The organism is Pseudomonas cannabina, assembly GCF_900100365.1.
Classification (GTDB): Bacteria; Pseudomonadota; Gammaproteobacteria; order Pseudomonadales; family Pseudomonadaceae; genus Aquipseudomonas; species Aquipseudomonas cannabina.
Window position 1 is genome coordinate 16,943 of record NZ_FNKU01000002.1, and the last position, 15,601, is coordinate 32,543.

The 15,601-nt window shown below is 58.8% G+C and carries 16 protein-coding genes; all 16 read right to left on the bottom strand.

What is annotated here, in order from left to right:
• Nucleotides 1–43 precede the first annotated feature (43 nt).
• The 16 genes from BLT55_RS27365 to BLT55_RS27440 all read right to left on the bottom strand — a co-directional run bounded on the left by BLT55_RS27365 (nt 44) and on the right by BLT55_RS27440 (nt 15,599).
• Nucleotides 44–1,243, bottom strand: coding sequence for a secretion/conjugation apparatus DotM-related subunit (locus BLT55_RS27365; RefSeq protein ID WP_074801587.1), 1,200 nt, complete (start codon nt 1,241–1,243; stop codon nt 44–46).
• A 92-nt stretch (nt 1,244–1,335) separates the two neighbouring features.
• Nucleotides 1,336–1,986, bottom strand: a complete 651-nt coding sequence (gene excA, locus BLT55_RS27370; protein WP_054998685.1) for a plasmid IncI1-type surface exclusion protein ExcA — start codon at nt 1,984–1,986, stop codon at nt 1,336–1,338.
• A complete protein-coding gene (locus tag BLT55_RS27375) occupies nt 1,983–2,228 on the bottom strand; it encodes a hypothetical protein (protein WP_003344389.1) in 246 nt (81 codons plus the stop codon). Before BLT55_RS27375 ends, excA begins: the two co-directional genes overlap by 4 nt.
• A gap of 101 nt (nt 2,229–2,329) precedes the next feature.
• The gene (locus tag BLT55_RS27380) at nt 2,330–4,474 is read right to left on the bottom strand and encodes a DotA/TraY family protein (RefSeq protein WP_074801590.1); all 2,145 of its coding nucleotides are present in this window, start codon (nt 4,472–4,474) and stop codon (nt 2,330–2,332) included.
• A gap of 27 nt (nt 4,475–4,501) precedes the next feature.
• Nucleotides 4,502–5,104 carry a conjugal transfer protein TraX gene (gene traX, locus BLT55_RS27385; RefSeq protein WP_054999491.1) on the bottom strand — a complete coding sequence of 201 codons (603 nt, stop codon included), beginning with the start codon at nt 5,102–5,104 and terminating at the stop codon, nt 4,502–4,504.
• Nucleotides 5,094–6,308 carry a conjugal transfer protein TraW gene (gene traW / locus BLT55_RS27390; RefSeq protein WP_054999492.1) on the bottom strand — a complete coding sequence of 405 codons (1,215 nt, stop codon included), beginning with the start codon at nt 6,306–6,308 and terminating at the stop codon, nt 5,094–5,096. The genes traX and traW overlap by 11 nt, the downstream gene beginning before the upstream one ends.
• Before the next feature lie 42 nt (nt 6,309–6,350).
• Nucleotides 6,351–6,587, bottom strand: coding sequence for a hypothetical protein (locus BLT55_RS27395; protein WP_054069478.1), 237 nt, complete (start codon nt 6,585–6,587; stop codon nt 6,351–6,353).
• Between the two features lie 22 nt (nt 6,588–6,609).
• Nucleotides 6,610–9,666 carry a conjugal transfer protein gene (locus BLT55_RS27400; protein WP_074801593.1) on the bottom strand — a complete coding sequence of 1,019 codons (3,057 nt, stop codon included), beginning with the start codon at nt 9,664–9,666 and terminating at the stop codon, nt 6,610–6,612.
• Nucleotides 9,641–10,252 carry a hypothetical protein gene (locus BLT55_RS27405; protein WP_003344377.1) on the bottom strand — a complete coding sequence of 204 codons (612 nt, stop codon included), beginning with the start codon at nt 10,250–10,252 and terminating at the stop codon, nt 9,641–9,643. Before BLT55_RS27405 ends, BLT55_RS27400 begins: the two co-directional genes overlap by 26 nt.
• Nucleotides 10,253–10,333: 81 nt before the next feature.
• Nucleotides 10,334–10,729: a DUF6750 family protein gene (locus tag BLT55_RS27410; RefSeq protein ID WP_054070272.1), complete on the bottom strand. Its 396-nt coding sequence runs from the start codon at nt 10,727–10,729 to the stop codon at nt 10,334–10,336.
• 75 nt (nt 10,730–10,804) lie between these two features.
• Nucleotides 10,805–11,347, bottom strand: a complete 543-nt coding sequence (traQ, locus tag BLT55_RS27415; protein WP_031598613.1) for a conjugal transfer protein TraQ — start codon at nt 11,345–11,347, stop codon at nt 10,805–10,807.
• Between the two features lie 8 nt (nt 11,348–11,355).
• Nucleotides 11,356–12,066 carry a conjugal transfer protein TraP gene (gene traP, locus BLT55_RS27420; protein ID WP_005740385.1) on the bottom strand — a complete coding sequence of 237 codons (711 nt, stop codon included), beginning with the start codon at nt 12,064–12,066 and terminating at the stop codon, nt 11,356–11,358.
• Nucleotides 12,063–13,421, bottom strand: a complete 1,359-nt coding sequence (traO, locus tag BLT55_RS27425) for a conjugal transfer protein TraO (protein WP_074801596.1) — start codon at nt 13,419–13,421, stop codon at nt 12,063–12,065. The genes traP and traO overlap by 4 nt, the downstream gene beginning before the upstream one ends.
• Nucleotides 13,422–13,426: 5 nt before the next feature.
• On the bottom strand, nt 13,427–14,485 hold the full coding sequence (locus BLT55_RS34440) for a DotH/IcmK family type IV secretion protein (protein ID WP_074801599.1): 1,059 nt from the start codon (nt 14,483–14,485) through the stop codon (nt 13,427–13,429).
• 56 nt (nt 14,486–14,541) lie between these two features.
• On the bottom strand, nt 14,542–15,249 hold the full coding sequence (locus BLT55_RS27435) for a DotI/IcmL family type IV secretion protein (protein WP_011107031.1): 708 nt from the start codon (nt 15,247–15,249) through the stop codon (nt 14,542–14,544).
• On the bottom strand, nt 15,246–15,599 hold the full coding sequence (locus BLT55_RS27440; protein WP_005740389.1) for a hypothetical protein: 354 nt from the start codon (nt 15,597–15,599) through the stop codon (nt 15,246–15,248). The genes BLT55_RS27435 and BLT55_RS27440 overlap by 4 nt, the downstream gene beginning before the upstream one ends.
• Nucleotides 15,600–15,601 lie beyond the last annotated feature (2 nt).

Here is a 15,601-nt window from a genome sequence, read left to right on the forward strand (position 1 = left end):
GTGTCAGAAAGGGGATATGAAGGGCGCGGCGAGACGTAGCGCTTCAGGCTGGCTCAGTTAACTCAGTAGACTGCGCGGCATACACCGCCGTCATGACAGGAAGGTCAGAGGCCTCCCGGCGTTTAGGCGTGATGACATGTCGCGCAAATACCAGACCGATGCTTTCCAATTCGGCCTGCAAGCCATCGATGGCCTGGGTCACCATCAACCCAGGACGTGGCAGCCCCAGCTTACTGGCATGGACTTCTGCCCGCGCCTGAGCCTGAACACCAGCGCCTTCCACAAACACCTTGGCCGTGTCGGCACTGTGCAAGGCATACCACAAAGTACGGTTAACCCCCTTGAGCCAGCGAAAGCGCGCCGGCGCCAAGCGCAGATCGCGGCCATACAGTGCCACCAGCGCGGTGCGCATCGATCTATGGCTTTGGAGCCACTCACTGACGCCCGGTGCTTTTGCAACGCGATCAAACCCCGCGTCGGCCAAGCCGTACAGCGGCGTCAACGAGAAGGTCTTGCGCCGCAACAACCCCTTGATCATGCAGGAACGGTTCAGGTCATCGAGCAACCGGGTCGCTGCCTTACGGTCATTGAGGAAAACCTGCAGACCGAATACGGCCAGCAAGGCCCGTTCATAGGGCGTCAAGTCTAGAAGTCCATCATGGACATCTCCGACTTGCTCCTCGAACACCGCACGAGCAGCCTCCCGATCCAGCACTTTGCGCTGCACCAGGTTGTAACGTTCGGCAAACTCCTCGGGCTTGAGCGCCCAGGCATTGCTGGGAGAGGTATCGTTCATCAGGCCATCGGGACCAGACGCAGCCAACACCGGGATGACCGAGGGTGCGAAACGACTCACCAGGCCAGGAAGCGTGTGAATGTTCACCAGGCGTTTGCTGCGAAACGGCAGTACCGGATGCTGCGCCAGCCCCCAACTGCTCACAATCACCAGCGGTAACAGGAACAACAGCAGAATCCCACTGGTGGCGTTCATCACCTCAAGCCATTCATCCAGCGTCACGGCCTTGGCGTGGTTGGCCACGTCGGCAAGCAGGTTGATCTTGCCACCGGCCCAGGCATGGATGAAGGGAAAATCCACCATTTTCCATAACCAATAAAGCGTCCAGGTGGTCCAGTACACGAAGATATCGAAGAACATCCAGCACAACAGGACGGCTGCACAAAGCGCCAATAACATCTGCGCTTGCTCGCCCTCCCATGCACCTTGGGATTGTCGATTTTGCATTGCGATGCCCCACAAATAGTCGCACCGCCCGAATTGGGCGGTGTGAGAGAAAGGTAAAGCGCGTCGGGAACAGCTGCGGAGGGGTTATGGCTTCACGCCAGGCGTGGGATCTGCACGTTCAGATCACGTTCAAGCGCTTCGAGCCGGTCATGCACATAGCGGTTGAACGGTTGCGGGGTGCTGTACTGCTTCTGCTTGTGTTCCATAGCCCCCAGGGTGTCATACCAAAGCTGCGCCAAGGGTGTTCCGATTTCGATCCGTGGAAGATCCGGGTGTTTGGTATAGAGGCGTAATATGCCCTTGCCTTCGACCTCGCGGTTGGTCCAGTCGTCCATGGTCAGGGCCACCACATCTACCTGCCCCTTACGAATGCGGTGCACGTACAGAATGGTACCGTTCTTCGTGTCGATGCCCAGGTACTTGCCGTCACCCTCGTGATAAATCTCATTGGTAGGGTCTGGGTTGAAGAACTGCGGCGATTTTATGGCTCGTGTGACTCGCTTGAGCAGACGGCGGCGACTCAGTACGCCATAGATGAATATTCCCATGGGAATCAGTACGCCAAGCCAAAGCATCGAGCAAAAACCGAGGGTAGTGAAGTCTTTCTCCTCTATCAGCGAGGAAGCGATGAAAAGTGAAGGGACTCCAACTAGCACTGCAAATGGAAAAGCAAAAAGCATGTAGAAGATTTTGACGATCCAAAACCACCCTTCTTTCGCTGTTTTCAGGCGCTGTACTTTCATGATTTCTCTCCTGTTTCCTTTTTCCTGAGTACTTTAGCGTCCGCCAGGCACTCAAGGGCAAATTGAACGCGGTAATCCGCTTCCCGGTACAAATAATGCGATTCATCACGCAGGTAGTTTCGAAACCCCGACCACGACATTCCGATCAGCTGGGCCGCGCCTCGGCGGCTAAGCCCTGCCTGATCTATCAGTCCGCACAAATAGCGCGGGTCAGGGTTGTGATGAATCGCGTTGGGCATCATTGAATGAACACCTCGTTGGCTGGGCACTACCTAGACAATAGCGGGTGACAACGAGACCCATGACACCATTTGTCCGATAGCCGTGATCGATGGCGCCGTTGCTACTGGATTCCATCCCCATTGCCCCCTGCGCCAGGCTTCCTAGGTTGCATTTTAACGCCAGGGGTACGTTGTGCCCCAGAGCCAGCAGCACCAAACATGCCTTTCATGTTATCGACCATGCCGCCCATCAGGTTGGCGCCTTCTCGACCGCCCAGGAACGAGATCACGTAGTCCGCCAAGGACGCCTGCAGGCCAAAGAGTCGAGTCACACCAAAGGTCGCAATGCGGGCATAGATCATCAGCCATCCGATCATCTTGAACAATCCCACGATCGAGTCCGCGTTGGCATTGGCCAGCGCCGAGGCGAATAACAGATTCAGGATCGTTCCCCCACCGATTACCGCCACCGACGCAAAAAAGAACCCCAGTACCATCAACGACGGCCGCAGCATCATGTCGATCAGGAAGATATAACCGTAGGTACTGCGACTCCCCTTGTCCTCTTCGGCCCCCAGGTGCGTGGCAGCCCACATTGAGCCCGCCGCACAGCCCACCAGCACACTGACGACCCAGTTGAATATGCCCACCATCCAGAACAGAAAGGGCACAGCAGGCAGAAATACGGCCAGCGAAAAACCGATGGCCAGCAGGGCGAACATGACGAAATAGAACATCGGGGCCAGCGCGCCCAGCACATCTTTCACCACCGCCCCGACATCCACCGAAAATATCTTGGCACCCCAGCCCAACGGCGAATTACTGGCCGATGAGGCAGCTGCCCACGTCCCGGCATAGGCCACCATCAGGGTTTCAACAGTTCCCAGCGTGTAGTCACCAATGGTTTGCATTTTGATAAGCGGGTTCACCTGGTTGGAAAAGCTGGCATCAGTACCAATTTTCCCAGTTGCAAATAACGAGGTTAACTTCTGCATAGGCGACTTAAAAATGCCAACAAACACTGCATTCGGGTCATTCGCCGTCGCTGCCGCCCCGTCATCCTTGGCCGTCTGCGTTCCCAGCGGCGCGGTGTAGGTACTGTTTTGCACCTGCGATTTGTAGGCCGCAAACACCTGGTTATACAAATCGCCGGTACCGTGCTCGCCCAGGTTGCTCATCCCCGTGACAACCGGGGTCGAGCTGGCCACGTCGTTGGTCTTGTTATTAGCTGTGGCGAAGGTGTGATACCAACTGCCCAGGGCCACCCAACCACTGCTTTTGATCTGGCTCGACAACTGGCTTTGCAGTGTGTCCTTGAAATCTATCTTGTTGAGGGCCAGGTTCACCGTGTTTTCATAGGCGGCGGCTGCGTTCTGGATCTGCGTTTCGGCGTCCTGAAAACTCCCCGTATCCTGGTCGCGCTTGCTCAGGTAGGTGTCTACGAACGCCTGTGCCGCTTGATCCAGGGTGCTTTGCATGGTGTCTAGCGCTTGGTGCTGCGCCGTGATCACCCCACTCGTGTCCACGTCACTGTCAAACAGCAGGTTCCAGGTTCCGGTGCGGCCCGTATTGGGTGTTTTGGCAGAACCACACACCGCGCTGCCGTTGCCGGTGTCGTATTGGCCGTTGCCCCCCTTGGTGGTGATCAACGGGGTATTGGCTTCGCCATCCGCATACAGCGACTCCAGCTCACGGTTGATCGCGTACTTGCACAGGTTCATCTCAAAGATGCCCCGCGCCGCGCTTCGGGTTGAAGGAGCCGTGGGCTGCGTCACCATCGAGTAGCCGCTGTCCATCATGTCCACGGCTTTATCAGTCAGCAGATTGGCACTGCCAACCCCCATGGTGGAGCAGGCCCATACCATGACGAGCTGGGCCAGTGACCAACCTGATTGGGTGGGCAAGATCATGATGAAACCGGCAAACGTCATGATCGGGTACAGCGCAGATCGACCGCCTGCGAAAAACTGTCCCTGATGCCCAGCCTTCACAATGGTTTTCAGGGTGATGGTCAGAAACCAGAACAGGGCCATCACGGCCAGAACGCCATTGATAATGGCGAACAGTGAGCCAATCAAGGTTGGCTGTGATGGTGCAAATGGATCGACTGCTACTTGGCCCATGATCATTACCATCGCCTGGCGCGAGAGGTCATTGGGCTTTTGGGAGGCTGCCGCGATCGTCTGATAATCCACGTTATCGGCCAGTGCCGGCACGGAGAAGACCAGCAGAAGACCCATCCACCAGAAGCGTTTAATGAGGTTCATGGCATCTGTCCATATTAGAGGTCGGTATTACTTGAGGTGGCCGCGAGTAAGCACCAGCCGGCACCATCGGTTTTCGATGAGAAAATCGTTAAAGGTGCCTCGTTCCGCTACGCTGACGCGCCTGTTCTGCAGTTGCCACAGTCGGTAAGTCGCGATCAGCGTTTTGACGAAGCCCAAGCTGGCGATTGCCCCCAGAGCCAGGAGCGTTACCGTCGCCCGAAGAAAGGTGCTCAATGGCAGGCTGAAGTTGGCCAGCAGCAGCATGGCCAGCAGAAGAACACTCAGGCTGGCGCTGAACATCATCAAACACCACCATGCCGCCCTGATGCGGTTGTAGGAGGTCAGCAGCTGTTCGATGGTCCTTCCCGAACGAGCGACAGCCACACTCCAACTGACACCGACTGCATCTGCCTCAGTCGTTGCTGACGCCGGGGTCAGCAACGTCTTCAGTAGCTTCAGCTTTTGCGCCGTCGGCTTTATGCCCCGGCGATAGATCACCGCCAGGTCAGAGAACGGGTTGAGGATCGACAGCCCCACATGGCCGGCGCGCCGTAACGGTGTGCCCGAATGCTTATCGTCCCGCGGCGATTGTTCGTCCACGTGCTCTGTTGTGTCAGGTTCAGTTTTCATGTGCGGTGACTCCCGAACTCATTTTTGACCCCAGCTCCTGAAGCTGCGGAACGTATTTGGCGTCTGCCGCCAGGGCCAGTTGCTGGCCGGCAATGATGTTGGCCTGGCGTTGGTCGTTCTTGAGTCCCAACTGCAGCCAGTTGCCCAGGCTCTGCACGCGCACCAATTCACGCATCAGGTTGTCTCCGCTCAGGGCCTGAAGGTCGGTTTCATAGGCGGTATTGGCATAGCGCCTGCCCACCTCGAAAGCTTCGAACTCGCGCTCGCTCATCACCCCGGTGCGTTGTGCTTGCTGGCTGCCCGTTGAAGCGAAGTACTCCGCCGCTGACGGATTCTGTAGCGCCTCTTGCAATGCCTCCTGTGTGGCCGGATTGGCCTGACTGGCGGCGATAATGTCCAGCTGCGGTTGAGTCGCGGCGCTCTGAATCGCCTTGTACTGGGTCATCAGCCCCTGATACTCACGTCCCGTGGCCGACTGGATATCGCCCTTGCCCGGTGCCCGTCCCCCGTCATGGCGTGCCGAGTTCTTCATGTACGCCATGCCCGCATCGACCTGATCCTGATTGAACGTCAGGTCAGGGGCCTTGCCCACGGCTCCCGCCCCGTCGATCAACGAGCGCATTTCGATGTCGCCCCCAGGCAAGCTGGAGACCTGCGGGCACAGATCAGTACCGCCGTACTGGGCCGATTCGCTTTGTGTGCAGTACTGCGCGTGCATGGCGGCACTGCGATAGCCACCCTGACGCGAGGCCACGGGCTCGGAAGCGATGGTCTTCTGCACCACAGCACTGCCGACGCCTGCCCCGCTGGCCAGAACCGCCGTTTGCGCACGGCTCACCTTCCCCACCGTGGCCGCGACCCCAGAGGCCGACTCGCTGCAGATGCTGTCAGCGACCGAGTACTGTTCTCGGGCACGCTCCAGGCGCTCGGTCTGACGGCCAAAAATATCGGCCTCGCGCTGGGCACGTGCGGCCTCAGAAATAACCGCGACTTGCTTGTCACTGGCCTGCACGATGGCCGTGCCGATTTGTGTCTCAGTGGTCAGGATTTCCGCCAGGGTAGCTTGAAGGCCGCCCATGGCCGGCATCACCTGCGTTTCAATAGGAACACTGCCCGTGACGGCCACCGGCTGGACGTACGCCAGGACCTGTTGGGTTTGCAGTACCCCCACGGCTATCGCCGTTAATGCATAGCGCTTTTTCACAATCACTTCCTCAAATGTCGTAGACGGGACTGACATTTCCTATCAGTTCGCAACGCGCACCAGGTTCTCCGAGACCGTATCCGCCAGCTCGGTGTCAAGGTGTTCGCGCATGAACTGGATGACCTTATCCGTAGCGCCGATCCGAACACCGTTCGACCGGCCAACGACCAGCAACCGATGGTGCTTTGCCATCCAAGTGGCCAGCTCCGCCAAAGCCTGTAATTGATCCGGGCTCGCTTCACGCAAAGCGTCGTGCAGGGAATCACTTTCGTTATTCATGGAATTGCTCTCCGTTTATTGGCTAGAGGTTGTAACCGCGCCGTTTGATCAACTCGTTGGCCAGCGTGCGAATCACGTTGTTGGAATCCGCCTCACCCGCTTGCTTCTGGCGCAGCGCGATGAGTTTTTCTGCCGTGCCCTGGGGAAAGGCTTCGGCCAGGATGGCGCGAGCCGTGGAACCGCCGACCGCTTCATACAACAACCTGCGCAGGGCGCTGTCGGTCGGTGAAGAGCCCAACGCCCATAGCTCCAGGGGCCCCATGGCGTTTTTCAGAATGCGCGCCAGGGTGCCGCCACCCTTGATTCGGAACACGCCCAAAAACGGTACGCCGCTGCCATCCGCTGCTGGACCTGAACCCAAACGCTGAAAGCGCTGCAGAGTGACCTTGGGCACTTTGATGGTGTCGGTCAGAAGCTTCTCGTCCTTGGGGTCCACCTCCATCATGTACAGCGAGTTGGCCGAATTCAGAATGGCGTCGGGAAAGTCGCTCACGTACTGCGAGGACAACACCGTGCGTATGCCGAATTTGCGTTGCTCACGGTCCTGGGTTTCCAGCATGGGAAAGATGAAGGGCACCTGTTTGGCATTGTGCAGCTCGTCGTAGACCTTGGTTTTGACCTCCTGATCCAGCTGCTCCAGGCGGTCGAGATGCATGGGGTGGTAAAGCGTGGGCACCGCCTCCAACAGCTCATCCCGGTATTGCGGCAACACAAAATCGCCCCCCGCCACCTGGCCCGCAAACAGGAACATGATTCCGGTTTTCAGGTGGCCAGCATTGGTGGTGTTATCACCCATGACATTGTTCAGATCGATCGCGATCACTCGCGTGCGTGGACTGATCAAGAACTGCGTACGCCCGGCCAGCATCTTGAATTCTCTACAGGCGTCAGTCATGCAGCGGTGCAAGTACTCCAGCAACAGCTCCTGACTGCCATCGCGTTGCACCCGACCATAGGCGCTCTGTACGTCTTCATGGTTCAGGAAGGTGGTCATGTCGGCCAGTTCCGGCACCGCTTCGAACTGGGCCAGCTGCGCTTCCTTAACAAAGCCTGCTTCAAACAACAGATCGCGCACCTCATACCAGGTACTGCTATCCCACCACTGGGCCGGATAGCGCTCGATCAACCCGCTTTTATCCAAGGCAGTGTCCACTCCGGGGACGACCCCGCGCGCCCAGGCTCTGGGGCTTTTTTCGGCATTGGCGGTATAGGCCATGCTGATGACGCGGTCCAGTATCTGCCGGGTATCGCGTTCGTTTGGCGGGTTGCCGGTAGAGGGATCAATGCACATGGCCGTGAGCATGCTGATGATCCAGTTACGCTCGGGGGCGATCGGAAACCGCGCGCCCAGTTGGATATCGAACAGGTTCCGGCAATGCTTGGGGCTGTTCTGCAGCACAATGCCCACGACCTCGTCCTTACGATCCGGCGGCAGACTGTCGCGCAGCAAGGCGACTTGACCTTGCATCGAGAAACCTTTGTCCACCCCCGCCATGAACGGTAATCGCTGCTGGGCGCTGGACACCGTGACATTGCCCAGCTTGTTCAGCAGCACCGACTTGCCCTGGCCGGAAGAGCCGGTGACCACACTGGTGAGCTTGTTCTGCTTGGGGGTGGCCAGACCGACCGGATAGAGCTTGCCATCGAGCGTAGCAAACAAGGCGTTGCCGTCCTCCTCCCAAGCCGAGGCCGGGCGGGTCAGCGGCAACAGGTTCAGCGCCTCTGAAAGCGGCGGATACAAAAGGTTCGGGCCACTGCCTTTGCTGGAAGCCACTAGCGTCGAGGCCCATGCACGTACCGGGTTGCCGAAGGTTTGCGTCACCTCGCACACCCCCCAGGCCTGAAAGGCCTGGGTCAGCAGCGTCAGATGGCGCGTCACTGCGGCCTTGCTGTCACCCCAGGTGGAGGCCATGATCGTCATGACGCATACCGGCTCTTGTTGCTCAACCTTTGTCAGCGTTTCGATGGAGTTCCAGATGGGCCGAAGTGGCGGCACAAACGCAATGAAATCCAACGTGCCTTTTTTCATGCCTAGCGACTTCATGCCCCCAGGCATCAGGTCCATACGCACGCGCCAAGGCACGCCGCGAGGGACCAACGCTTTGAGCTTGGCAAAGGTCTGCGGCGTCTGCGGTCCCAGAACGACAGACAAGGTGCCATGCCACATCCCATTGACGCAGAGCTTGTTGCCGTTGGTTTCCATGTCCTGGTTCATCAGCTGAAACTTCAGCTGCGGGGCCAGAAACGGTGTGTGATCGTCGCCGTTACGGACACCATGCGGGGTGATCGGATCATCAGGGAGCAGCGGGTACCAATGCTCACTGGTACCGAGCCGGTCCACTTGAAAGCGCAGCGCCTGGCCCACTGCATGGGCATCGAGCAGTTCCAGCAGCACACCCTGGCCGTCATCTTTAAAGGCAGCTTCCACAGCGCTCATGAAGGCGTCGTGGCGAATTTTCAGGCCGGCCATTTCAGCCAGGACCGGATTTTGTCCAAACCGTGCATCCGGGCTTTGCCCGATCAATTGCTTGATACGGCGATTTTCGTCGATCAGTTCATGCGCAGAGAGCGCCTTGCGTCCGGTGTAACACACCAGGTAGCAGCGTTCGCGAGAGACCCAAGGGGCCAGCTTTTCAACGTTTTCGTCCAGGATCGGCGTCAAGTCGATGCCGGTCCGTTTGACAGAAGCGTACTGAGGGGCCAGCAGGCGTTCGACGTCCTCGCGGCCTCGATCAGGGTCATCATCGAACACCAGGCTGATTTTGTGTCCATGTCGGCGATAGTGGGCTGTCAGCGCATGCATCATGCGCTCCAAGCGGCCGGCCCAGGAATAAGGGGCCTCCAGGGGTGCCGCTTCGTCGGTGTCACAAAAACTGCCGGCAACGGCATACACCGAGCAGTAATCGCCATCGTCGTTGACCAGTACATACGGGGCATTGAGGGCTGGGTGGCGAGTGCGATCGTCGTCCGTCAGACGCAGTACCGTGTTCAAGTCGCAATAGTCGGGCAGATCGCGTGATACGGCAAACCGGGAGGTTTCTGTGATCAGGTCTTCAACCCAACGGATCAAGCTCGGCATAAAAGTCACTCCGTTTATAGGTGTCCCAGCTGCGGGAGGAAAGTGCCCCCGCGACCGTTTTGCCGGTGGGCAGTAATAGCGACAGATCCTCGAACATGTCCGCCGGCAGGATCAGGGCACAGCCTTCCAGGCGGTTTCGAAGGGTCGAGCGCTTGTGAGGAGGAAGACGCTGAAAGGCCATGGCGAATTCGCCGGCACGTGTCGTGCCCCAGGCTTGTTCCACCTCACGGCCATGTCGAGCCAGCCAGAGCAGAACCCTTTTTCCTTGGGCACGCTGTGTGCGGGTACCACCGAGAATGGCAATCAGCGCACGGCGCTGCAGGTGATGCACATCCGTCATGGCCATACCGGGCAGGTAGGCCAGCACGCCGTGAGCCGCCGTAGGGCTGTCCAGGTGCCCGGCCAGGTAGCACAGGGTGCAAACCGCATGGGAGGCGGTAAACCCTGATCGAGCCCCCTGCCACAGCTTTTGGGTCCACAGTCCGCAGCAAGCGCATTGCTCGCCAGGCATAGCCGTCGGTACCGGCGTTTCAGGATCACCGCTGACATCGAGCATCAGGGGGATATGCGATAGATCAACATCCATAGCTTCGCCTTCTGCAAGCTTCAGAATTGGGTTTCGGAGGGGAGGCCCTGCGATGACCGAAGTCACCGCAGGAGGGTTGGCTTAGCCCACGTCTACAGGCGAGAGGCCGACCTGCGCTTGTGAGCGCTTGATGATTTCAGGCACAACCACCAGGCATACCCCGAACAGGATGGACGCGATGATCGCGCCGATTTTGATCTGCGGGTTGTCTTTCTTGTTCTTGGCCGCGACCAGCCCACCGATCACGAAGATCACACCGGCAAACTGAGCAATGGTCAGTGCAGATTTCTTCAGCGACGTGGCACCTACAGCCGCCGAATCACCCATCCCGGCAATGTCGGCACCGGCAGCACCGGCAAAAGCCAGCACTGGGTTGGCAGCCATAGCTGCCGTCAGGCACTTCAATACGCGTTGACGCAGACCGTCTTTGAAAACAGACAAGCGAACAGCAGCGCACAGCATTACGTCTTTGGACATAACCAACTCCTAGGGATTAATCAGTAGGGTGTAACTATCGAAGATGCGCCGAGGCGCTTTGGCATCCCGATCTGCTTACAGCAGGCCGAGAGATTTTTGCAGGGCGCTAAGCAGGTACGGACTGCATACGCAGAAAACGCCCAGGACAAACTTGAGGGTACCGCTTGAAACATCCTGACTGGCCGATAGGCCCGTATGCCCGTCCTTGAACGAGCGTTTCCAGGACAACATGCCTTGCAGCGCGAACCAGACGCCCAGCATGCGCACCAGACTTAACACGGCATTGGCCGCATCGGCTGCGACACCAAAGGTGCCCACGTCCACGTAGCTGATGGCATCGAAGGTCGCGCCCTGCCAACCAAACTGGCGGGCGGCAGCACCGATCATTTGATCGAGGCCGGCCAGGCCTCCACAGAGCAACAACACAGCGATGACCTTGCCGCCACCTTCCGCATGGCCAGGTGCTTTGCGCGCGGCACTGGCGTGAGTGGCGAGGTAGCTCACAGCGCCAGTGACCGCAAACAAGCTGCCCAGCGTGAAGGCAAAGTTGACGAAGGAAGTCAGCAGGTTGTGGGACAGATTGACCAACATTTGAATCGCGTCAGTACTGCCGTCCATGATTTACCTCATTTGATTGTGCCCGCGCTGGTCAGCACTTCGCGGGCCTGGGGATTGATGCCGGTGACGGTCACCTGGCCCAGTTTCTCGCCGGGACTGACGGCCCAGGTCTTGTCCTGCCAGTACACCCAGGCCATGCCGTTCTGAATGGCTTGCACGCGCATGCCATTCAACGGCGAACGTGTTTTAGCGACTGGCTTGCTGGCCTGCTGTGTCGTGGTCGTCGCGCCGGGTCGCCCTTCAAGGAAGGACAGACGTGCTGACAAGACGCTGTTTTGCGCTTGTGCCTCGGCCAGTTGCTGTTGCAGCGCCTGTTGTGCAACCCCCTGAGTCTTGATCGTTTCGGACAAGCGCTGGATCGCGGTGCGATTCACCTCTGCGTAGGTACGTACCCCGCCGATCATGGCCGCAACCTCGTTCTTGAACTGGCCCAAATCAGACTCGGCAGCGGCTGCAACAGGGTGGGTACTCGACTGTTCAGCGGGCAAAGGCTGCTGTTCTAAGTCATTTTCAAAGGCCAGGCGATTGACTGACGGGTTTTCTTCGCGGGCAAACAAGTACCAGCCAACCAGTGCCAATAACAGGGCAATGCCGATCAGCCAGGGCAGTGAAAGCCCCATGACGATCGGGCGTTGCCACACGCTACGACTGGGAGCCTGGGTGGGAGCCGGCATTTCAATAGTCGATGCCTTGGGCTCTGCTGGACTGAACTCGCTCATTGTTGACTCTCCTGCAGCTTGCGCTGCGCCTGGATTCTCGTCTGGGTCTGCGCACGCCATTGATCAGGCGTCAGCGGTTGAGCTGGGGACTGCGGTTGTGCCGACATGACGGCCTGAGCGGGAGCCGCAGGTTGCACCGTTTCACCGCTTCGCCCTGGGGCAACGGCATCACCTGCGTATACGCCTCGCATGAACTGAATCGCGACCACCTGCCCCTTGAACACATTGACCTGGGTGGCCGGGGTGCGAGCGGCATCATCCGTCAGCACTTTGGCCGCCTGGCCGGCGGCACCGCCCAGAATGGTACCGGCGACCGCCGTTCCATCCGGCATGCCTGGTCGGGCGGTCTGAGTGGAAAAGCCATTGCTGAGGACCTGAGTATTGGCTTGTGAGTACATGTCGCTGATATTGCCAATGCCGCCCAGTACCGCTGGCAACACAATGCGTGACATGTAGCGGTGGTTTACTTCAGAAGCCACGTTGGCCAACAGGGTGTCGTCCTGAAGCGCATAGGCATCGACTTTGTAATTGACGCCCTTGAAGGCCATTTCAGTGAAGTGGATCACCACACCATCACCGGCCAACCTGGCGCCCTCGGGTGCCTTGAGCACAGCCCCGGCATACGGCCCGGACAGCTTGCCCAGCACCGGCGTGGTGCTGTTGTCCGAGTCCACACCGATATCGATCACGCCAGCCCCGCGCCAGTAGGGCGGCACCACTTCGACAGGTGAATAGGGTTCTGCGGTGCTGTTCATGGAAGCGGTTTTCAGCTTGGCACCTCCCGGCAGGGTTTCACTCCAGCCGTCATAGCCTCCAGCAGAACCAGTGGTCGTATCGCCTGAGCCATTCAAAGCGTTAGTTCCCCCTAAAACATGGGCGAAGACCAGTCCGGACTGCCGCTCTTCGGCTTTTTTTTCAGGATTGATCCGTTCTAGCAATGCCTTCAGACGCGGGTCTTCCTTCTTTTCGGAGTCTTTTGAGTTCTCGTCCTGACGAGTATGGCTACGCCGGGCGGTAGGCTCTGCCTGAGGGGCAGGCTTGGCCTTCGTCACAGGCAGCATCACGCTCGTCTGCTCCATGGGCATACTGGCAATGAAGCTGCTGTTTTCGTTTTTAGCCGTGCTGGCCCCTTCCTCGTTGTATTGCTTGAGCAGATCGCGATAGGCAGGGCTTTCAGTGCTGTGGCTGCGCGAAGCTTGTGCTACTCGACCCAGGTCTACCTTCGATTGCGCCGGCTCAGGCCTGGCCAGCCAGTCCCAAAGGTAATAGGCACCGCCAAAAACGACCACCAATGCGCCTCCAACCAGCGCTGCGGTGAGTTTCATGTCGCGTTTGGCATCGTTTTCGTTTGCCATGATGCTTACTCCAAGGCGACGTTGAGGGCCGCTGTGTGGCCCATGACCGAGAACGAAACATAGGGCGTCACGGGTAATTTCCAGAGATGCGTACCGTCTGCCGACGACAACGTGGATTCGAACTCGTCCCGGATATCAGCCCGCGTGCGGATGTACAGGTCGTCACCCATTTGCCACACCGTGGTGTCTGGCACGTTGCCGGTGGTTTTGAGCTGTTTGGCCTCCTTGGGTGGAACGCCATCGAGAAACCCCTGCAGCACCCGATCGTGCAAGCCGATACGGACCTCGGGAGCGGCGCCTGGCTGAGCACCTGGCCCACGCCTAGGCACACGCAAGTCCAGGCGAGCGTCCACTGCCCACGTCTGGGCCTTGGTATCCGACTCCCCGCTGCTGACGTAGAGCATGATCGGCACGGCCAAACCTTTCAGGTAAACCGTGACGTTTCCGCTGGCAAACGGCTTTTCGGCGTACAAGACCATGACCGGGCTATTGGGCACGTAATACGGCGTGATATCGGGGTTGCCACTGATGGGCGCGGCGCCCAGGTTCCACGGCGCGCCGGTACTGTCGATAAAGGTCAAGGAAGTGGGGTAGTTCACCGCCGTGCGCACCAGCGGCAAACTGGCCCCCGGCGACAGATTCACCGTTTGTGCGCTGATTCTCGGCACAATGGCGACCTGCGGAGAGGCCATGGCCTTGTCAACCTCTCCAACCTGCCCGCGCAGTTGCCGAATCTCTTGGGGAGTCAGCGGAGAAACGCTGTCCTGAGCCTTTTGAAAAAGCTCGGATGGCGGCGGAGGGAGCGGATCATTTCCAGACGGTTGCTGAGCGGGTGCTGCATTCACATGGCCATTACCTTGTGCCGGCGATCCGGCTTTCTGTGCTGCTGGGTTTACACCCACGCCCGTAGCCCAGCCCGAAGGTGCAGCCCCCGCAGCAGGCGTCACAGGGGCAGAGGGGGGAACCGCAGATTTAGCCGGAGCGGCCTCTGGGCTGACAGTTTCATCCGCCCAGGCGTAGCCGCTTGCCGCTAGCCATAGGGCCAGCGCAATTGAAGTTTTCATAGGAGGTTCCTGTCTAGCGGAGCCGATTAAACGCGCACCAAATGCACCAGTGCGTATCAGTTAGCGTTGGTAGTAATCACTTGCGTGACTTCCAATCCTGCGTTTTTCACGCGTACGTCCGTCTGCTGAATGCGCAGAGTAAAAATGAAGCGCTGAGGCGGACTGCCGGATTGTTGACCATCCAGCTTCAAAGTCACGGGGTACTGGTACTCCCAGGCAAACTTGTCCCCGATCGTCCCACTACCGCGAATCACACCTGGGCCAACGTCTACCCAGAGGTTCATGCGCTGATCCTTGACCGCTTTGAGCAGGTTCGAGGCCACCAAGGCTTTGTAATAGTCCTGGAAGCCCACTTCCGAGTAGCGCTCGCCCAGTTGGGTCATCTGATCGCGGTAATGCACGAAGTCCAGAGTGAAGCTCTGGCGAATGGTGTCGGCCCCAAAGGCCGACACGTCACGCCTGCTATGCCCTGGTTTGTCCGTAGGGATGATCTTGGTCACGCGACCACCCTCGGCCGCGAAGTACTTCACCGGAGGATGGGCGACCTGCCAGCCCAAGTAGCCATTCACGCTGACCGACAGCACCAGTGCCGGTGCCATCCAGAGCACTGCGGTCAGACAGCGATGGGCGAATGCCGCACCTAACGCACGGTCACGCTGCAACTGCATGGCATGCTCGAACGTGTGCTGATCTTCCGCCGTGGGGAGGTGAGGTATTTCCAGAGACTCTTCCACGGGCAGCAACTTCTCTGATGAGTCAGTCACAATGAACCTCCTACCGACTGCCAAGGGTCCGAGCCGCTGGGGATGTGGCTGTTGATCTTGTCCACCGCCGCCTGGCATACCTGATCGGCCACCTGGTTCATCAGGTCTTCCAGGCTTGGAAACGAGGGAAGGCTGATGCTGGTGGTGCGAATGCGCGACAAGCAATCCTGGAGTTCGTCTGAGACGGTGCGCTCGCGCTCTGCCCACACGTCCGACGCCTTCTTGGCCCGCTCATACGCAGTCTGACTGCCCACACTGGCCGCTTGTCCTGAGCGGCACACCGCTGCGCTTCCCACAGCGGGCAGGCAGCACACGACCATCAGCAGTGCACCGCACATGCTTTTCTTCATGA